This window comes from Acidobacterium sp. FHG110202_01 (genome assembly GCF_059115305.1).
On sequence record NZ_JBZYWJ010000005.1, the window covers coordinates 1 to 18,749 of the forward strand.

An 18,749-nucleotide genomic window follows, 5' to 3' on the forward strand; every position below is an offset into this window, starting at 1 on the left:
TTCGTCTTTCTCGGCGCTCGGGTCGAGAAAACTCTCTGCGCTCCTCGCCGGATCTTGAGGGGAATTTCTTCGGACCGGATCTCGGTCTGAATTCACCACCCTGCTGCCTGGAGAAGGGTCTTCTCTCGCGGTCGTCACCGGTTCGTCTCTCACTACGCTCGGGTCGAGAAAATTCACTGCGCTCCGGTCGGTCTTCTCTCTTCTCGAAGGGCCGCTGTTTTCCCCGGAATGATGGCCCGCCGAAGCGTTTCTGCTGGTTGTCTCGATCGCCGAATGGCCGCCTCTTCTGAAACGGACGGTCCTCACGTGCTGCGAACGGCTTCTTTCTCTCTATGCCCGATTCACCGCGCTCCGGACGCGGCTTCCACTCGCGCTCTTCGCCCTGGCGGCGAGGCGGGCGGAATCCGCCACGGTCAGTTTCACGGCGAGGCCGGCCTTCGCTCCGGCGTTCCTCGCGCGGAGGCCTCGGAGCAAAAGGCTTGCGCGGCTGTCTCGGTTGCTGCGGGCGCTCCTCTGCGGCCGGAGCCGGCAATGGTTCTGCCACAACTTCAGGAGCAGGCTCGATTGCAGGAAATTCCGGCAGGCCTCCAGTAATGAAGAGCAGGGACTGCGAGCCAAGAGAAAGCGTGCTCAGCTGGCGCATCGCCACCAGGCCGCGCGCCACTTCGCGGATTCGCGACCGCGGAGCCAGCGGAGAAAGAAATGTCTCAACATCTTCCGCAGTGGCAGCGATGACCGTATCGAGATAGAGCGAGATCAAAGCAGAAAGAGCAGTAGCCTGCGCCATCCCGCTTCCGATATGCGCTGTCTTCTGGTGATGCTCTGCAAAGAGCGCCCAGGTTGCGGCCTCGCCTTCTGTGTAAATGGGAATGACATAGAGCGCGCTCCACAGGTCAGTGAGAGCGCGGTGCACGGCAGCCTCGCTGACGCCCCGCCCCAGCTTCTCCTGCAGTTCGGTTGCGGTAAACGCGCCTTCGCGCTCCAGCAGCTTCCAGACGTCAATGGCCAGCTGCGAAGTCTTGCCACCCGGGCCGCGCTTCCAGTTGCGGTCTCCACGGAGAGAGAAGACATAAGGCAGAGCTTCCGGCGAGACGAGGAAGTCGGGCTGTTCAGAAACCCCACCAAGCAGGTTGAGCGGGACTGCTCCGCCGGAGCCAAAGAGCCGGACAGCAAGCGAGAATGCGTCGTGAATGACTGCCGGGGACGGAGTTGGATTGGTCTCACCCAAAGCAGCCTCGGTAAACGATGGCGCAGGCGTTGGGAACTGTGCCCGGCGAGGAAGAAAGAGGCAGATGCCGGTGGATTCAATCCACGCTGTTGCGTCCTCAAGGGTGAGGACGGGGTTTGCCTTCTGGCGCCACTTTTCGGCGCGCGCTGCCTGTAGCTGCTCTGTTGTCAAAGAATCCTTCTTGGTGAAGCGGGGTCTGAGGCCCTAAATTCGGTGAAACGCCCGCTGGATGTCCTTCCAAGAATACCGCAATACGATAGGGCGGCCATGCGGACAGCTGGTGGGGTGGTCGGTTTTGGCGAGTTCGGCAAGCAGCCACTCCATGCGCTGGGGATCGAGCGGCATGTTGATCTTGATCGCCGAATGGCAGGCAATGGAGGCGGCGATGCGGGTGCGCAGCGTTTCAAGATTCTGCGACTGCGACTCGCGCTCGGATTGCTCCAGCACTTCAATCAGCGTGCGCTCCAGCTCCTTGCCTTCGAGCCCTGCAGGCGCAGCCTTCACGGCGACAGTGCGTGGACCGAAGGGCTCAGCTTCAAACCCGTTGCGCTCCAGCTCTTCAGCAATGCGCGCAAACAGAACCATCTGATGCGGCTGTAGCTCGATGAGAAACGGCATCAGCAGCCGCTGACGCTGCACGCGCTCTACCTCGCGTTCACGCAGAATCTTTTCAAACAGAACGCGCTCGTGAGCAACATGCTGATCGACGATCCAGAGACCTTCGTCGTTGACGGCGAGAATGAACGACTCGCGCAGCTGACCCAAGGGTTTGAGCGAGGCAAGTGAGTTGAGACTTGGAACTTCGTTATTCTCGGGAGCAACCGCTGTCTCGCAGGAGTGCTGCGGTACAGGCGCAGCTCCGTTTGGCTCTGCGAAAGGAAGATGGACCTCCACTGGAGGCAATTCGGGCGGCGTGAGAGTAAAGGTTGTTGCTTCTTCTGTGCCTGGAGGTGGGTCAGACTGCACCGGCTCAGGCTCTCCGGGCAATGGTGTGATGCTGGGCAGCAGTGACGGCGTGGCATGCGGATTGGAGTTGAGAGCGGCAAGAAATCCGGCAGCGGGCCGTGAGTAAACGAGTGTATTGCGGATGCTGTCACGCACAAAGTCATGCACCAGAGATTGCTGGCGGAAGCGCACCTCGGTCTTCGCAGGATGCACGTTTACGTCGACTTCGTGTGCTGGCATCTCCATGAAAAGCAGAACCACAGGAAACGAGGTCGGCGGAATGATGTTGCGGTAGGCCTCGCTGATAGCGTGCAGGATGAGTCTGTCGCGGATAAGACGGCGATTGACAAAGATATAGATGGAATTGCGATTGAGCTTCTGCAGCTCGGGCTTCGAGATAAAGCCGCTGAGACGCAGATGTCCCGGATCCGGTGGCTGGTAATCTTCGTCGCGCTTCCATGGCGGCGGCTCAGGCACACCAGCGCGGTCAAAAGAACGCTCGGCGGCAGTCGAGAGAAGCTGATCGAGCGTTTCCTTCCCGAAGATCTGGAAAATGCGCTCTTCGGGTTTGCTCACAGGCGGCGCAATCAAGAGAGTGTGTGTGGCAGAGTGCAGCTCGAAATGCTTGTCAGGATGGGCGAGCGCATAATGTGTCACCAGTGCGGTTACATGCGAAAGCTCGGTTGTCTCTGACTTAAGGAACTTGCGCCGCGCCGGAGTGTTGAAGAAGAGGTCGCGGATGGTGAAGGTCGTTCCCTGTGGCACGCCTGTGTCTTCAACTCGCATAACCTTGCCGCCGACGATCTCAATGCGCGTACCGGATGGCTCTTCTGTAGTGCGCGTTTCCATCTCCAGGCGCGAGATGGAGGCGATGGACGGCAGAGCTTCGCCACGAAATCCTAATGTCGCAATCGAAAGCAGGTCATCGCTCGATCGGATTTTCGATGTAGCGTGACGCTCGAAGGCGAGAAGAGCATCATCGCGGCCCATGCCGTGTCCGTTGTCGGCGATGCGGATGAGCTTGCGTCCGCCGGCTTCGACTTCAACACGAATGCGTGTGGCTCCGGCGTCGAGTGCATTTTCCAGGAGCTCTTTGACCACGGACGCGGGACGGTCGACCACTTCGCCTGCGGCGATCTGGTTGGCAACCTGGTCAGAGAGGATGCGGATGCGGCCCATCTCAAATTTCACCTTAGCAGGTTGTGGCGGGTGGGGAATTTGTGGGTTGTGTGTAAAACGCGGACGGGTTCATGCTCTCATTTTTTCGGCAACAGCCGCCAAAAGGATGAGGCACCCATAGTTGTGGCTATACCGGTTCCTAGAGTTCAATGAAAGCTTTTTGGAGTAGCCGGCAAAAAACAGTTCTTCGCTTCGCTCCGAATGACAGCCTGAAATATCAATCGCTCAGGAGGACAATTCGTGTGGCTGATAGGCGGAGGAATGGTGCGTGCCTGTCGCGATCAAGTTTTCGATGGCTTTGACGGAGTCAATTCCGCCGCGCGCTCCAATGGCGGTGCAGTTCAGTGCGGCCGCAGCGCAGGCGAAGTCCAGCTGGCGGTCGAGCGGCCAGCCTTGCAGAAGCGCATAGATGAATCCGGCGTGGAAGATGTCGCCTGCGCCTGTAGTGTCGACTACCGGAACGTTGTAAGCCGGGGTGTAGTGGAACTGCCCGCCGTCCCAGGCGAGTACGCCGTTTTCACCGAGCGTTGCGGCAGTGAGGCGACAGCCATATCGGTTGTGCATCTTACGCAAGGCTTTTTCGAGGTCTTTCTCTTCAGTCAGGCGAGTGGGGAAGTCGCGGCTCACGATGAGATAGTCAATATTTTTGATGAGCTCTTCGACTTCCGGATAGAGTTCGTCGAGATCGGCGATGACAGGGACTCCGGCTTCACGCGCCCACCGTGCAGCGAGAGTGGCAGCGGCTGTGTCGTACCCATCGACGTGGAGCGCGCGCGCATTGACAATCCATTCGCGTTTAAGGTCGCCGGGCTCAAGCGCAAGGCGCTGGTCGCGGCGGTTGAGAACGGTGCGCTCGCCATTGCTGTCCAGGAGAATCAGGGATTGCAGGCTCGCAGCTTCGGGCACAGTAATGATCTGTGCCTCTACTCCGGCATGCGCAAATTCTTTCCGGTGGAGCGCCGCGGCTTCATCGTCGCCGAGCTTGCCGACATAGCGCGTGTGCAGGCCCCAGTACTGGCAGGCGACGACGGTGGAGGCGACTTGTCCGCCGGGGAGAATCGTGGTGGAGCGGAAGGAAGCTTTCGTTCCAGGCGCGGGATAGTGCGAGAGGGGAATAAGCGTGTCAGTGGCGTTCAGTCCCACGCCTACCAGGTCGACCTTCGTCATTTTTGTCACTGTCAATACTGTAAATGGTATAACCCTGCGTTGCTTGATGACCTACGCCATGGTGCGCGATTCTCCTTTCCCGGTGCCGAGTATCTGATCGGGCTGCGGGTAGCTCCAACTTACAGAAAAAGCTACAATCTGTATTCGGAGAGTTTCCGCACGGCCACCGCGCCTGCATCTGTAAAATCCCAGAACCAGAAGAGCAAGGAGTTTTCTTTTATGGCGATTCCCGCCACACAAATGCGTCCGGGCATGATCATCAAGCACAACAATGAATTGCATGCGGTGTTCTCGGTAGAGCATCGCACCCCGGGCAACCTGCGCGCCTTTATCCAGGCCAAGCTGCGCAACCTGCGCTCAGGTGCAATGTTTGAGCACCGCTTCCGTTCGGCTGACGCAATCGACCGCGTGGTGGTGGATGAGATTCCGATGGAGTTTCTCTACAACGATGGCGACGATTACTACTTCATGAACACCGAGAACTTCGAGCAGACGCACCTGAAGCACGACACGCTGGGCGATGCAGTGGAATACCTGACGCCCAACCTGCAGATCACCGTCTCGTTCTTTGACGGTGTGCCGGTAGGCATTGAGCTTCCGCAGACAGTTGAGCTCACCATTGTTGAGACAGAGCCAGGGCTGAAGTCAGCTACTGCCTCATCAGTGACCAAGCCGGCCAAGACAGAAACCGGACTGGTAGTGCAGGTGCCTCCTTTCATTAATGAGGGCGAGAAGATCCGCGTGGATACAGCTGAAGGGGCTTATCTCTCGCGGGCATAAGGACTTTCTGGTCAAGATTACCGCACAGCGTGACCGGAATGAGACTTGGAGGACAGATTTGGGGTGATCGGTTCGTGGACGACGCCTACGCGTACAAGATTGCCTAAACTGGTCGTAACTCAGAGATTAGCCGTGCCCTGCGGCTCCCAATTATGCCAGTCTGAACGGGACTGTTCATAGTTTCCGGGTACAATGCTTTAAAATTATGAAGGAGGAGACCATCCCCGAGGGATGGTGCAGTGGAACCATGTCTTCCGAAGTGCGGATCAGCCCACGTGAGCGGCTGGTGCTGACGGCCATTGTCGAGACCTATATCGCTACCGGAGAGCCGGTGGCTTCGCAGGCTGTTGCGCGCCAGTTTGCCGATAAGGATGGCATGAGCTCGGCGACGATCCGCAATGTGATGGCTTCGCTTAGTGAAGCAGGGCTTCTTGATCAGCCGCATACTTCGGCGGGACGCATTCCGACAGCAAAAGCATTCCGTTTCTATGTGGGCCAGTTGAACGGTCCCGCGCAGTTGATTCCGCTGGCGCAGGAGCGCCGCGAGCAGATCGACGACAGCTTTGCTGGAATCAACAGCAGTCAGCAGTTTCTGGAACGCACTTCGCATGTGCTGGCGCTGGTCTCCAGCGGCGTAGGCGTAGCGCTGGCGTCGGCTTCCGACGTGCATGCTCTCGATCATATTCACTTCAGCCGCCTGGCCGCGGGACGCGTTCTGGCTGTAGTCGTCACCAAGGCCGGACTGGTGATGGATCGCGTGCTCACTCTGGATCGTGATCTGGGCCATGCAGAGCTTGAAGTTTCGGCGCGCTTTCTGAATGAGAATTTTCATGGCTGGCCCATCGAGCGCATTCGCGGAGAGCTTGCGCGCCGCATGGAGCAGGAGCGTAACGAATATGATCGCTTGACGCGCTCGATAAACGAGCTTTACCGCAAAGGCGCGTTCGATGCGGAAGGCGGCGGGCAGACGATTTTTGTGGAAGGCGTAGCTAACCTGCTGGTCAGCGAGATGGACCGTGAGCGGCTGCGGCAGATGCTGCGCGCGCTTGAAGCCAAGCAGCAGATGGTAGACCTGCTGAATGCCTATGTCGATGCCCGGCAGCAGACAGTGCGTGTCGTAATCGGCCTTGAAGAAACGATTCCTGGAATGCAGGATCTGGTGCTGATTGGTGCGCCAGCAAGGATTGAAGGAAGCAGTTTTGGTGCAGTGGCTGTGATTGGGCCAACGCGCATGCGGTATCAGGAGACGATGAATGCCGTTTCCTACATCGCACAGCTTTCAGACAGGATTTTCCAACCCCCGCAATAGCATCTGAATATTCAGCAACGGTTCCTAAATGATGGCGCGGCTGCGTCCGGAAAAGGTTTGGTATGAGCAGAAAAATGGTGGAAGAGCAGGGAATTACTGACGAACAGAAGCTGTCGGATGAAGCGCAGGCTGAACCGATTGTGCCGATAGAGACATCCAATGTGCCACAGGAAGAGTACGACCGCCTGAAGGCAGAGCGCGATATGGTGGTGGACCGGTTGGCGCGCCTCCAGGCGGAGTTTGAAAATGCCAGGAAGCGCGAGACGCGGGAGCGTAATGAGTTCCGCGACTTTGCCGTGGCCGGTGCGGTGGAACAGTTTTTGCCGGTGCTCGATAATTTCCAGCTGGCGCTGAAATCGACAGGTTCAGCTGAACAACTCCGCACAGGTGTCGAGCTAATCGTCAAGCAGATGGAAGAGGCGCTGCGCTCATTGAACGTGCAGCCAGTGGAAGCAGTAGGCGCAGAATTTGATCCGCGCGTGCATGAAGCATTGGATATGGTAGAAAGGCCGGATTTGCCGGATCACCAGGTGTTTGAGGAAGTCCGCCGTGGATACCGCATTAAGGAGCGGCTGCTGCGGCCCGCCCTGGTCCGCGTGGTCAGCAATCCGCAGCAGAAAGAAGCATGAGCCGTACAGAAAACGTGACCAAAGCCGATTATTACGAAGTTCTGGGTGTAGCGCGGACCGCCTCCGATCAGGAGTTGAAGGCGGCCTATCGCAAGCTTGCGATGCAGTATCACCCTGACCGCAATCCGGGAAACCAGGAAGCGGAAGAAAAGTTCAAGGAATGCAGCGAGGCCTATCAGGTTCTGACCGATGCTCAGAAGCGAGCTGCCTATGATCGCTATGGTCATGCTGGCGTCAGTGGAGTGGGTGCATCAAACGGCGATCCCTTTGCCGGCATGCAGGACCTTGGAGACATCTTCGGCGATTTCTTCGGCGAGATGTTCAACATGGGCGGCGGCACCCGGCGCGGTTCGCGCGCACAGCGAGGCCGCGATGTTCGTGTTGATCACATCATTGAATTTGAGGACGCGGTCTTCGGCAAGGAAGTGCAGGTAACGGTCCGCCGCATGGAGTCCTGCAATGACTGCCATGGCACAGGAACCGCCAGCGGACAGGGGCCATCGATCTGCCAGCAATGCCAGGGGCGCGGACAGGTGCGCTTCCAGCAGGGCTTCTTCTCGATTGCGCGTACCTGTACTGCCTGCGGCGGGACAGGCAGCGTGATCTCCGATCCATGCCGCACCTGCCGCGGCGAAGCACGCGTGGAACGCCAGCGCACAATCCAGGTCATGATTCCGGCAGGCGTCGAAGAAGGCACGCGGATCCGTTATCAAGGGGAAGGCGATGCCGGACGTTTCGGCGGACCTTCAGGCGATCTCTATATCGTGCTCGGAATCAAACCGCATGCGTTCTTTGAGCGCGACGGCAATGATCTGCACTGCGTAGTTCCGGTTTCATTTCCGCAGGCGGCACTGGGTGACGAGATTGTGATCCCCACGTTTGAAGGCGATGCGAATCTCAAAATTCCTGAAGGAACACAGAGCGGTAAAGAATTCCGTATTCGCGGCAAGGGCGTTCCGTATCTCAATGAGCACGGGCGCGGTGACCTGATCGTGCAGATCGTCGTGCAGACTCCAAAGAAGCTTTCGAAAGTTCAGAAAGAACTGCTACGGCAGCTTTCTGAATCGCTTGCGGTAGAAAACACGCCGACTTCGCGCAGTCTGTTTTCCAAAGTGAAGGAAATGTTCAGTTAAAGACAGGGAAGTAGGGAGCAGGGAAGTAGTTGCATTATTTTCTATCTCCCTATTCGCTACTTCCCTAATTCCCTCGTCTTCACTCCAGCAACGCTGCCACCACCGCCGTTGCCGTCATCGCCGCGGTTTCCGCGCGCAGAATGCGTGGGCCTAAACTCACCGGCTTCCAGCCTTCAGCATCAAACAGCGCCTCTTCTTCCGCAGTCCATCCACCCTCCGGGCCGACAGCCATGCGGATGGGCGGCATTTCATCACCGGAATTCTGTAGAGCTTCTTCGACAGCGCGGCGCAGCGTGGTGGAGCGTTCCTGCTCTGCCAGTAACAAACGCACTGCATCATTCGACTGACGGGCAGCAGTCTTGAGCGGCAGGACGCCGTCGATCATGGGAACATCGGAGCGGCGCGATTGCTGGGCTGCTTCACGCGCAATACGTCTCCATCGCTCGACACGTTTTTCCGCGGACTGCACCAGATGCTTCTCGCTCCGTCGCGCGATGATGGGAACGATTCGTTCGATACCAAGCTCCGTCGCTTTCTCGATGGCCCATTCCAGGCGATCGAACTTGAAGATGGAAAGCAGCAGCGTGATGGGCAGCGCAGGATCGGCTTCGACTTCCGCAACCAGATTGAAGCGAACAGCGTCGCCGGTGATTCCAGCCACAACTGCATGCCAGACGCGGTCGCCGGCAACAATGTCGTACTCCATGCCGGCTTGCGCGCGCAGCACGCGGATGAGATGCGAGGCCTGCTCGCCGGTGAGCGATGCAGTGCCTTCATCCCATGTATCGGCGATCCAGCGGCGTCGTGTCATTTGGTTATTGTTGCAGAAACACTAAGGGGGACGCTTTTGGCGTCCCCCTTATGTGTTGCCTGTTGCGAAGTTACTTCTTCTTCGCAGCTTTCTTGGTTGCCTTCTTGGTTGCCTTCTTGGCTGCCTTTTTGGTTGCCATAGTGTCTATTCTCCCTATTCAAGTACTGCAGCATAACTTTTGCCGCAGTTAACGAATGTATAGAGTTCTGGAAAACGAGTGTCAAGAAAAAAATGATGGAGAAATCAATTCATGTGTCGTTCCGAGTCGAGGGATGACGAAAGTGCATGAGGTCAGAGCAGGTGAGAGTGACGAAGAAGCATCAATGCCGCGCCGGAAAAAATGTCATGCCATGCATGAGCAATCATTCCTGGACGCAGGCTGCGTCGACGAATGGCGAGCACACAAAACATTGCGCCATACACTGTAATAGCAATGATGCCGCTTGCTCCTTCATATCCATGAGCAAGCCCGAAGAGCAGCGATGAAGCGAGCACGCCGAACCAGAGACGGTTGCCGATGCCGGCAAACTGCTGCACCAGATATCCGCGAAACGTGAGTTCTTCGCAAATACCGGCAGAGATACTGAGGAGAATCCAAAGCGTAAATTCAAAAGCGTTTGCCGGAGCAAGTTGCACCAGCGTTTTCTCCGGCGTGGATAAATGCCCAAGCTTCAATATTGTTCCAATGGCAGCGAGCACCATGGATGCTGCAATCCAGAATGCCGTAGCGAGCAGAATGTCGTCTCTCCAGTCGCGCCACCCAGAGCGGCGTTGGCCCAGCAGTTGCCGCAGCGGAACACAGCGCATGCGAATGCCCCAGAAGACGAATGCGGCGAGAAGCCACTCCCATGCCAGGGTGATGAGATATTGCAGAACGCGGCGCTGGCTGGGTGCATGGTGCGCCGTGCGGATACTGCCGGCAAGAGAAAAGCCCAGCACGGTAATGATTAGAAGCGCTGTATGCCAATATGGCGCGATGCCTCGCTGCTGTCTGGTTCCTGTTGTGGCTGCGTCCGGCATGGTTTGATTGTTTCACCTCCGGCTGCTATCTTCATTCGTTTGTCGTCTAATCAGAACAGGAGTTTTGCAATGGAAGACGTAGTGATTGTTTCCGGTGTCCGTACCCCGGTAGGGAAGTTTCAGGGGACGCTGTCTGATTTTTCCGCAATACAACTGGGTGCGATTGCCGTGCGGGAAGCAGTGAAGCGCGCGAAGCTCGATCCGGCGCAGGTGGACGAGTGCATCATGGGCAATGTTGTTTCCGCCGGCCTCGGACAGAATCCGGCGAGGCAGGCGGCGTTGGGCGGCGGGCTGGCTTCTTCTGTCGGCGCATTAACAATTAATAAAGTATGCGGATCGGGATTGAAGGCAGTGGCTCTCGCGGCGCAGGCGATCCAGACCGGCAACTCTGACATTGTTGTTGCGGGCGGCATGGAGTCGATGACGAATGCGCCGTATCTGCTGCCGCAGGCGCGCGGCGGCTTCCGCATGGGCAATGCCACAGCGGTTGATTCCATGGTGAATGACGGGTTGTGGGATGCCTACAACAACTACCACATGGGACAGACAGCGGAGAACGTCGCCGAAAAATACAAGATCACACGCGAGGAGCAGGATGAGTACGCGTTCCAGTCCCATAGAAAGGCTGCAGTTGCGTGGAAGGAATGTCGCTTCAGCTCGCAGGTAGTGCCAGTCGAAGTGCCGGCAAAGAAGAAAGGCCAGCCGGCAACGCTTTTTGAGCGCGATGAATCAATCCGCGAAGATGCAAGCATCGAGGCATTGCGCGCATTAAAGCCCGCCTTCAAGAAGGACGGTACTGTGACAGCCGGAAATGCTCCAGGTGTGAATGACGCTGCGGCGGCCTTGGTAGTCATGTCTGCGGCAAAGACGAAAGAACTGACTCTCGAGCCGATGGCGCACATTCGCGCGCAGGCTACCAGCGGGGTTGATCCGCAATGGGTGATGATGGCGCCTGTGACGGGAGTGCAGAAGCTACTAGCAAAGGCCGGATGGACCGCCGATAGCGTAGATCTGTTCGAATTGAATGAGGCCTTCGCTGTGCAGGCCATTGCCGTGACTCGCGAGCTGGGCATTCCGTTTGAGAAGGTGAATGTGAATGGCGGCGCGGTGGCAATCGGGCATCCGATCGGCGCCAGCGGTGCGCGCGTCCTGGTGACATTGATCTATGAAATGATCCGGCGCGATGTGCATCGTGGAGTAGCGGCTCTTTGCCTGGGCGGAGGAAATTCTGTAGCCCTGGCGGTGGAACGATAAAGCAAAATCTACCGCCAAGACGCTAAGATCGCCAAGCTTTCGCAAAGAAGAAACCTTTCATGGCAAGGAGAGCACAGAGGAATGCCAACAGAGACGACGGAGCGTTTTACCGGGCGTGTTGAAAGCTACCGGCAGTTCCGGCCGCGGTATCCGGAAGCGATTGTAGATTTGCTGCAGTCGGAATGCGGTTTGACGGAAGGTTCATCGCTTGCTGATGTTGCCGCTGGAACAGGACTGCTGGCAGAAATCTTTCTTGCGCGCGGATACAGAGTGATTGCAGTTGAGCCAAATGATGAGATGCGCGCGGCCTGCTCGACTCTGACGGAGCAATTTCCAAAGCTCCGCTGCGTGTCCGGCACGGCGGAAGCAACAGGCCTGCCCGCACATTCCGCCGATCTGATCACAGTCGGACAAGCGATGCACTGGTTTGATCTCGAACGGACGCGTGCCGAGTTCGTTCGCACTCTGCGTCCGCAGGGATGGTGTGCAGTGATCTATAACCACCGCCGCATTGGTGGAGATGACTTCCACGAAGGATATGAACAGATTCTGCGTGAGTTCGGCACGGACTACGCTGCGGTACAGGGAAAGCATCTATCGCCTGAAAAGGTTGAAGAGTTCTTTGCTCCGTCTGCCATGAGCGAGGCGTCGTTTGCGAACGCGCAGCTGTTGACGCTGGAAGGATTGGAAGGGCGCATCATCTCTTCGTCTTATATGCCAAAGCCCGACCATCCTCGCCATGGGGCGATGCGCGCGGCGATTGCGAAACTATTCCGCGAACAACAGAAAGACGAGCATGTTCGGATAGAGTACGAGTCCGTAGTTTGTTATGGACGGCTCTGAACTACCCATTCAACACTCAATCACATTCAGGGCCAATCCAGCCAGCGAAGTTTCCTTATACCGAGACTGCATGTCGAGCCCGGTGAGATACATCGTCTTGATTACCTGATCGAGTGAAACCTTGTGCTGCTCTGCATCATTGAGCGCGATGCGGCAGGCATGGACCGCCTTGACCGCCCCCATTGCATTGCGCTCGATGCAGGGAATCTGCACCAGACCGCCGATAGGGTCGCAGGTCATCCCAAGATTGTGCTCCATCGCGATTTCCGCCGCATGCTCAATCTGGCCATTGGTGCCGTTCATCGCGGCCATAAGTCCGCCAGCGGCCATGGAGCAGGCCACACCAACTTCGCCCTGGCATCCAACTTCAGCTCCACTGATCGAAGCGTTTTCCTTATAGAGAATGCCGATGGCTGCGGAGGCGAGAAAGTAGCGGAGGGTGCCCTCTTCGTCTGCGCCTGGAATGAAGTCACGATAATAGCGCGCTACCGCGGGGACCACGCCCGCGGCGCCATTGGTGGGAGCGGTAACGACGCGGCATCCAGCAGCATTTTCTTCGTTAACGGCCATGGCGTAGACGGTAACCCAGTCAAGCGGCGCCAGCGGATCGACCGAACCTTTTTCGCGCAGACGTGCAGCAAGGCGAGGAGCGCGACGGCGGACATTCAATCCTCCGGGAAGGATGCCCTCTGTAGTCATCCCCCGATCGATGCAGCTCTGCATCACGCTCCAGATGTGAAGAATGCCGAAGCGCACTTCTTCGCGCGAACGCATGAACGATTCATTTTCCAGCATCAGGTCACAGATCGAGAGCCGCTTCTCCGCCGCCATTGCGAGCAGCTCTGCCGCGCTTTTAAACGGATGGGGAAGCGGCGCAGTAGTCATGACCGGGGTACTGCCTGCGCCTTCTGCATCAGAGACGATGAAGCCGCCGCCAATCGAGAAGAAAACTTCGCTTGCCAGCACAGAACCATCCGCCGAAAAAGCGGAGAAATGCATGCCATTCGGATGCTGCGTCTGTGCTCCTTCGGGATACATCTGGTCGCGGTGAAAGATGAGGTCGGATGTTTCGTGAAAGGGGATGAGTTTCTCTCCGGCAAACGAGATGCGATTACTTTCGCGAATGCGCTGGAGTTTCGGCTCAATGGTTTCGGGATCAATGGTCGACGGCTCTTCACCGGAAAGGCCCAGAAGCACAGCGCGGTCAGTGCCGTGGCCCATGCCTGTAAGCGCGAGCGAGCCGAACAGCTCAGCATGTACACGAGATACAGAGTGCAACATGCCGGATTCATTAAGCGAGAGAGCAAAGCGGCGGGCGGCGCGCATCGGGCCCATGGTGTGCGAGCTGGATGGACCCACACCCACTTTAAAAAGATCGAACAGGCTTGTCTTCACAAAGGTCTATTTTAGCTGTTGGTCAACGCCGCCGTGAAGGACGCTTCACAGGAGTCTGAGTGATGCGAATGTATGCTGCCGCAGCCATGAAACGAACTGCAGGTTTGCTATCGCCCCAGGCTGAAGTTAAAGCATCCGTTACGTCTTTACCGCTGAAGCTGCCGAGCGCACGCGCAGATGCTGCCCGGACGAAATAGTCTTTGTCGCCGAGCGCGGCAATGAACTCCTGCTTGGTTTGTTGCGAATGGTCCTCGGAAAGCAAAGTTGCTGTGAGCACGCGCGCAGAGTTCGCGTGGTTCGATTTCGTCATGAGCCGCGCGGCATCGAGGCCAATTCCAAAAGGTCCAAGCAGAGCATATGCGCCCTGTTGCGCTCCGATTTTAGCCAGTGTTGTGGGATCATGGAGATCCTTGCTTGCTTGCCGTTGCCCGGTCTGGAGGAAAGAACCTTGTGTCTTGCGTTCTCCTGCCAGGACCTCATAAAGGACGTTGACGCCGGCCTGGTCGTGCAGTTTCCAGAGCGAAACAGCGGCGGCAAAGGCGGCTTCCGGCGCAGGGTCATCCAGTGCCTGACGCAATGCCGGGAGCATGTTGGGATCGCCCATGGCGCCGCAGGCAGCAATCGCAGCGACGCGCACGTCAACATTTTTGTCCTTGAATGCATCGAGCAGCAGAGTTTCCGCGTGTTTATTGCCTCCCAGCGTACCCAGGGCATTCAGAGCATCAATATGCGTCTGCTCTTTCGGATCGCCGAGCCCCGTTTCAATCATCTGCCATGCTGTGTCCGCATCGGCTTTAGAAGCTGGTTTCGCAACCGGCTGGTCTGCTTCCTCAATGTTTTCGCCGACGATTCCGGCATCGGCATCTTGTGGTTTCTGCTGCGAGTTTGTCTGCGCAAATATAGAAAGAACAAAGCAGGAGCTGAGGGTGAGGCATAGCAATTTTTGGACGAGGTGCATGGAACTCCTTCAGGGAGGTGAATAGTGTCAGCGTCGAAGCGCTTTTGGCAACATGCCAAAAGTTTGGCCATCAGTATGAAGATGCGCAGCTTTGCCTGAATGACTCGACTGACTGAATGCTATACTCCAGCCAACTATCCGCAAAACATTATGCTTTTTAAGGCCTTAAGCGCCGCTGTATATGGCATCGACGCGAATATTATTGACGTTGAAGTCGACTATTCGGGAATCAAGACGAATGAAGACCACTTTCACACAGTAGGCTTACCTGACGCCGCGGTGCGCGAAAGCCGCGACCGCGTGCGTGCCGCGATCAAAAATTCCGGCTTCGATGTGCCTTCGACGCACATCACGATCAATCTTGCTCCCGCGGATATCAAGAAGGAAGGCTCGGGCTTCGATCTTCCCATGGCCATCGGCATTCTCGGCGCATATGGGGCGTTGCAGCTTCGCGACCTGGGGCAGTTTCTTCTGATCGGCGAACTGGGTCTGGATGGCGCACTGCGCGCGGTACCGGGAATTCTGCCCATTGCCGTGGCAGCGCGCGGTCGCGGTATCCGCAATCTGATACTTCCGAAGGCGAACGCGCGCGAGGCGGCCGTGGTGGAGGGCGTGGACGTCTATCCCATAGAGACGCTGAACCAGGCGCGCGAACTGCTGAATGCCGCCGCCAATGGCGGCATTCATGTACAGCCATTCCGGATGCAGGCAGCAGAAATGTTGGACGAGGTGCAGCATTTTCATCTGGACTACGCTGATGTTCGCGGGCAGCAGACGGCGAAGCGTGCACTCGAAGTCTCGGCAGCGGGCGGGCATAACATCCTCATGATCGGACCTCCAGGCTCGGGCAAGACGATGCTGGCGAAGCGGTTGCCTTCGATCCTTGCTCCGCTGACATTTGAAGAGGCGCTGGAGACGACGAAAATACACTCAGTCGCTGGCGTGCTGGATGCCGATGCCGGACTGGTGACACAAAGGCCTTTTCGCGCGCCGCATCACACGATTTCAGATGCTGGGTTGATTGGAGGCGGAGCAGTGCCGCGTCCCGGCGAGGTGTCGCTTTCGCATAACGGCGTGCTTTTTCTGGATGAGCTTCCGGAATTTCCCCGCAATGTTCTCGAAGTGATGCGGCAGCCGCTCGAAGACCGACAGGTAGTGATTGCGCGCGCTTCGATGTCGTTGACGTTTCCTTCAGCGTTCATGCTGGCTGCGGCGATGAATCCCTGCCCTTGCGGATACTTCAATGACAAGTCGCGCGAGTGCTCCTGTACGCCGCCGATGATCCAGCGCTATGTTTCAAAAGTCTCGGGGCCGCTGCTCGATCGCATCGACATTCATATCGAAGTCCCTGCAGTGCAATATCGTGAACTGCGGGCAGGCGCAGCGAGCGAGAGTTCGGCGGCAATCCGCGGACGGGTGTTGAAGGCTCGCGAGATTCAACGAGAGCGTTTCTCCAAAGCCAAGGAAAAAATTTACTCCAATGCGCAAATGACCACACGGCAGATTCGCGCTCACTGCGAGCTGGGGCCGGATGCGGAACGCCTGCTCGAACGCGCCATGCAGCAACAAGGCCTGACGGCGCGAGCCCACGACCGGATTCTAAAAGTAGCCCGGACAATTGCGGATCTTGAGGGCGCAGCATCCATTACCGTGCCGCATATCGCTGAGGCGATCCAGTACCGGACGCTGGACCGCAGTTACTGGAGCTGAGTAGATAATTCGGGCTTAGTCGTACCGCTCGAAGATCACCTGTTTTTTCTGCCAGCCTAGTTCCACGAGCTTGTCGCGGTTGGCTGAAACCATGTCGTTCAATCCGCAGATATAGGCATGGATGTCGAATCCGCCTGGCTCAGCCACCGTCACAACCGTGCCGGAATGATTCTGGCTTGCGCGCTCCAGCACAATCTTGCCGACATGCTCCTGCACATAGCCGCGCAAGCCTTCCCACTCTTCCTTGGGGCGGCTCAACGAGGACAGGTAGTGGAAGTTATGGCGCTCCGCGGCAATTTTCTCAAAATATTTCTGATAGTAAATCTCTGTCGGATAGCGCGTGCCGTAGACAAGCCAGATAGGACGTCCCTGGCTGCGGTCTTCGCTATTTTGCGGGAAGAGCCACTCGATAAAGCCGCGCATTGGTGCGATGCCTGTTCCTGTAGCGATAAAGATGGAGTCGGTCAGAGGCTGGCGCAACGTGAACAGTCCGTGAGGGCCATGGAACTGGACGGTCTGTCCGGGCTCAAGATCGCACAGCAGGTTCGAGAAGAATCCGCCTTCAACGCGATTAACGCAAAGATCAAGCTCGTTGGTGCGCGGAGCCGATGCAATGGAGTAAGCCCGTGTCTGCGTCTTGCCATTCTTGTCGACTGCGACGCAGGAGATAAACTGCCCCGGCGTAAAGTCGAACTGATCGAGCTCATCAATCGTGAATTCAAGATGAAAACACTGTGCCGGGTCTGAGAGCAGGAGTTTCTGTTGAAGGCGCGCGGTAAAAAGCTGTCTGGCCAAGTCGGTACTCGCTTCTTCAGAATTTTTTGCTTGCGCCCAGTATAGATCAGAGCTTCTTAATGAAGAGAACTGCCTGACAAAGCGTGACAACCCTCTATATCGACCTTAGTGGGAGAACCGGCCATCATGTTCAGCCGCAACAGTAGCTCAAAATGCTGAAGTGGACCGGAAGGAGTAGTTCCGCATGTTTTCAGTGCAGCAGAGAGGCGCGGCAAGTCGGTGACGAGTTTTCCCGCCGCCTCAGTGCCTTCGGCATTAGCTCCTGCCAGCAGCAGCACTTGGCCATTCTGATCGGGGTTACGGATCAAAGCGATGATGGCATAAGACTGTCCCGTTGCCCATCCCAGAGCAGTGGGAATATATTCAGCCTGCTCGTTCGGGCCGGGATTGAGATTACGAATGATCTCCTGCCCGGAAGCTTTGTCATAAACAAAACGGAAACTGAGCTGGTCGCTGAAGAAAGCGCTCCAGGGATTGGATCGAGGGCTTCCCAGAAGAACGAAGTCATCATCCGTCTGCAGGTTCGCAAGCTGTACGCTGCGAGCCGGATGCACATCAATTTTCTTGGCGCTCGTTTGCGCCAGCCCGGCAATGCTCACAGCAATGGGAGCATCAACCAGAGCGGCTTTATTGCCGCGCAGCAGAATGCTGGATAACTCTTTCATCTCCGGTGTTAATTTGCCGGGATCAGGGATGTAGTTATGGTTGGCATAGTCAGAAACAGTGATCGGCTGCCCAGTATAACCCTGAATCTCAGCGATATCTGGATCGCTGGTTATGATCTGCAAGGGGTGTGGCGAATTCAACAGTATCGACCAGGGAGGGATAGAAGCTGCAGGGTTAGCCTTATGGCTGAAACGAAACCAGAAGAAGCACCATAACGCAGCATTCAAAAAAGTCACCAGCAGGCATGCTGCGATCCACCGATGAGATTTGTGCTGCTGAGAAGTCTTTATCGTAGTGGCAACAGGAGATGGAATGACAGCCGGTGTTTCAGGAACAGCTTCGACTATTTCCGGTCCAAGAGCATGGTGCGCCAGAGTGATCTTGCGCGGCAGATCGCGGGAAATTTCAGGGATATATGATCCTGGCGGAAGGCTGATGCGGAACTCTGAAGTTGCTCCGTACCGTCCATAGTGCTGGAGCAGGCGCTTTCGCACGTCGCTGGCCGTGACGCGGACAATGGCATCATCACCAGTATCGTAAGTTGGAACGCGCCCGAAAAGTTCTACTCCGATGACACGCTCTTTCAGAGCTTCAAAATGACCGGCAATGGCCTGATCGACAACATATTTAAGGAACTGTCCACTGCGCTGGCTACCCCGGAAAGCTGCTCCTTCGGTGACTTCCTTCACATGCTGCTGAATGAGGACAATGTCTTCCGCGGTTTCCGTAATTTTCGCCAGGTGCATTGTGCGGGCGTCATTCTGATGAGTCTGCGGCATAGTGGCATTCGGAGAAAGGCAATTTTAACACCTAATTTATGGGGTGACCTGCTCTCCAGCCAGTCAGCCGCTTCCTCTCAAAGATGTATCTACCGTTACGCACCAATTTGTGAGTAAATCGCTTTTTATCAATATGATCTGTTCACGT

Annotated in this window: 16 protein-coding genes; 7 read left to right on the top strand and 9 right to left on the bottom strand. The window is 56.8% G+C overall.

Going from position 1 to position 18,749, the window contains the following annotated elements; all coding sequences use genetic code 11:
• The 3 genes from AC5S16_RS11555 to AC5S16_RS11565 all read right to left on the bottom strand — a co-directional run.
• Positions 1–1,399: hypothetical protein (locus tag AC5S16_RS11555; RefSeq protein WP_493930225.1), on the bottom strand; the 1,399-nt coding region annotated here is incomplete at its 3' end.
• 33 nt (positions 1,400–1,432) lie between these two features.
• Complete coding sequence (gene mutL / locus AC5S16_RS11560) at positions 1,433–3,352, bottom strand: DNA mismatch repair endonuclease MutL (protein WP_493930226.1); 1,920 nt, start codon at positions 3,350–3,352, stop codon at positions 1,433–1,435.
• Between the two features lie 225 nt (positions 3,353–3,577).
• Positions 3,578–4,519, bottom strand: a complete 942-nt coding sequence (locus tag AC5S16_RS11565) for a carbohydrate kinase family protein (RefSeq protein ID WP_493930227.1) — start codon at positions 4,517–4,519, stop codon at positions 3,578–3,580.
• Between the two features lie 219 nt (positions 4,520–4,738).
• Here AC5S16_RS11565 and efp point away from each other — a divergent pair, with 219 nt between their 5' ends.
• From efp to dnaJ, 4 genes are all read left to right on the top strand, one after another.
• Complete coding sequence (efp, locus tag AC5S16_RS11570; RefSeq protein WP_493930228.1) at positions 4,739–5,299, top strand: elongation factor P; 561 nt, start codon at positions 4,739–4,741, stop codon at positions 5,297–5,299.
• Positions 5,300–5,546: 247 nt separating this feature from the next.
• The gene (hrcA, locus tag AC5S16_RS11575) at positions 5,547–6,608 is read left to right on the top strand and encodes a heat-inducible transcriptional repressor HrcA (protein ID WP_493930229.1); all 1,062 of its coding nucleotides are present in this window, start codon (positions 5,547–5,549) and stop codon (positions 6,606–6,608) included.
• A 62-nt stretch (positions 6,609–6,670) separates the two neighbouring features.
• The gene (locus AC5S16_RS11580; RefSeq protein WP_493930230.1) at positions 6,671–7,237 is read left to right on the top strand and encodes a nucleotide exchange factor GrpE; all 567 of its coding nucleotides are present in this window, start codon (positions 6,671–6,673) and stop codon (positions 7,235–7,237) included.
• Positions 7,234–8,370, top strand: a complete 1,137-nt coding sequence (gene dnaJ, locus AC5S16_RS11585) for a molecular chaperone DnaJ (protein ID WP_493930231.1) — start codon at positions 7,234–7,236, stop codon at positions 8,368–8,370. The genes AC5S16_RS11580 and dnaJ overlap by 4 nt, the downstream gene beginning before the upstream one ends.
• A 79-nt stretch (positions 8,371–8,449) precedes the next feature.
• Here dnaJ and AC5S16_RS11590 read toward each other — a convergent pair whose 3' ends face one another.
• Both AC5S16_RS11590 and AC5S16_RS11595 read right to left on the bottom strand, forming a co-directional pair.
• Positions 8,450–9,181, bottom strand: a complete 732-nt coding sequence (locus AC5S16_RS11590) for a 16S rRNA (uracil(1498)-N(3))-methyltransferase (RefSeq protein WP_493930232.1) — start codon at positions 9,179–9,181, stop codon at positions 8,450–8,452.
• Between the two features lie 291 nt (positions 9,182–9,472).
• Complete coding sequence (locus tag AC5S16_RS11595) at positions 9,473–10,201, bottom strand: CPBP family glutamic-type intramembrane protease (protein WP_493930233.1); 729 nt, start codon at positions 10,199–10,201, stop codon at positions 9,473–9,475.
• Positions 10,202–10,270: 69 nt separating this feature from the next.
• On the opposite strand from AC5S16_RS11595, the gene AC5S16_RS11600 reads away from it, so the two are divergent.
• Together AC5S16_RS11600 and AC5S16_RS11605 are read left to right on the top strand one after the other, a co-directional pair.
• Positions 10,271–11,455, top strand: a complete 1,185-nt coding sequence (locus AC5S16_RS11600; RefSeq protein WP_493930234.1) for an acetyl-CoA C-acetyltransferase — start codon at positions 10,271–10,273, stop codon at positions 11,453–11,455.
• An 81-nt stretch (positions 11,456–11,536) separates the two neighbouring features.
• Entirely contained in the window at positions 11,537–12,298 is a 762-nt protein-coding gene (locus AC5S16_RS11605; RefSeq protein WP_493930235.1) for a class I SAM-dependent methyltransferase, read from the top strand.
• Positions 12,299–12,307: 9 nt separating this feature from the next.
• On the opposite strand, the gene AC5S16_RS11610 is transcribed toward AC5S16_RS11605, so the two are convergent.
• Together AC5S16_RS11610 and AC5S16_RS11615 are read right to left on the bottom strand one after the other, a co-directional pair.
• The gene (locus tag AC5S16_RS11610) at positions 12,308–13,693 is read right to left on the bottom strand and encodes an L-serine ammonia-lyase (RefSeq protein ID WP_493930236.1); all 1,386 of its coding nucleotides are present in this window, start codon (positions 13,691–13,693) and stop codon (positions 12,308–12,310) included.
• 22 nt (positions 13,694–13,715) lie between these two features.
• Positions 13,716–14,651 (bottom strand): HEAT repeat domain-containing protein, encoded by a 936-nt coding sequence (locus tag AC5S16_RS11615; protein WP_493930237.1) that lies wholly within the window; start codon positions 14,649–14,651, stop codon positions 13,716–13,718.
• Between the two features lie 150 nt (positions 14,652–14,801).
• On the opposite strand from AC5S16_RS11615, the gene AC5S16_RS11620 reads away from it, so the two are divergent.
• On the top strand, positions 14,802–16,361 hold the full coding sequence (locus AC5S16_RS11620; protein ID WP_493930592.1) for a YifB family Mg chelatase-like AAA ATPase: 1,560 nt from the start codon (positions 14,802–14,804) through the stop codon (positions 16,359–16,361).
• A gap of 15 nt (positions 16,362–16,376) precedes the next feature.
• On the opposite strand, the gene AC5S16_RS11625 is transcribed toward AC5S16_RS11620, so the two are convergent.
• Together AC5S16_RS11625 and AC5S16_RS11630 are read right to left on the bottom strand one after the other, a co-directional pair.
• A complete protein-coding gene (locus AC5S16_RS11625) occupies positions 16,377–17,156 on the bottom strand; it encodes a ferredoxin--NADP reductase (protein WP_493930238.1) in 780 nt (259 codons plus the stop codon).
• 56 nt (positions 17,157–17,212) lie between these two features.
• Complete coding sequence (locus AC5S16_RS11630) at positions 17,213–18,601, bottom strand: hypothetical protein (RefSeq protein WP_493930239.1); 1,389 nt, start codon at positions 18,599–18,601, stop codon at positions 17,213–17,215.
• Positions 18,602–18,749: the final 148 nt, after the last annotated feature.

Coding starts and splice junctions, on each gene's coding strand:
- dnaJ (WP_493930231.1), top strand. CDS start 7,234: ATGAGCCGTACAGAAAACGTGACCAAAGCCGATTATTACGAAGTTCTG.
- AC5S16_RS11615 (WP_493930237.1), bottom strand. CDS start 14,651: ATGCACCTCGTCCAAAAATTGCTATGCCTCACCCTCAGCTCCTGCTTT.
- AC5S16_RS11605 (WP_493930235.1), top strand. CDS start 11,537: ATGCCAACAGAGACGACGGAGCGTTTTACCGGGCGTGTTGAAAGCTAC.
- hrcA (WP_493930229.1), top strand. CDS start 5,547: ATGTCTTCCGAAGTGCGGATCAGCCCACGTGAGCGGCTGGTGCTGACG.
- efp (WP_493930228.1), top strand. CDS start 4,739: ATGGCGATTCCCGCCACACAAATGCGTCCGGGCATGATCATCAAGCAC.
- mutL (WP_493930226.1), bottom strand. CDS start 3,352: ATGGGCCGCATCCGCATCCTCTCTGACCAGGTTGCCAACCAGATCGCC.
- AC5S16_RS11595 (WP_493930233.1), bottom strand. CDS start 10,201: ATGCCGGACGCAGCCACAACAGGAACCAGACAGCAGCGAGGCATCGCG.
- AC5S16_RS11565 (WP_493930227.1), bottom strand. CDS start 4,519: ATGACGAAGGTCGACCTGGTAGGCGTGGGACTGAACGCCACTGACACG.
- AC5S16_RS11630 (WP_493930239.1), bottom strand. CDS start 18,601: ATGCCGCAGACTCATCAGAATGACGCCCGCACAATGCACCTGGCGAAA.
- AC5S16_RS11620 (WP_493930592.1), top strand. CDS start 14,802: ATGCTTTTTAAGGCCTTAAGCGCCGCTGTATATGGCATCGACGCGAAT.
- AC5S16_RS11580 (WP_493930230.1), top strand. CDS start 6,671: ATGAGCAGAAAAATGGTGGAAGAGCAGGGAATTACTGACGAACAGAAG.
- AC5S16_RS11600 (WP_493930234.1), top strand. CDS start 10,271: ATGGAAGACGTAGTGATTGTTTCCGGTGTCCGTACCCCGGTAGGGAAG.
- AC5S16_RS11590 (WP_493930232.1), bottom strand. CDS start 9,181: ATGACACGACGCCGCTGGATCGCCGATACATGGGATGAAGGCACTGCA.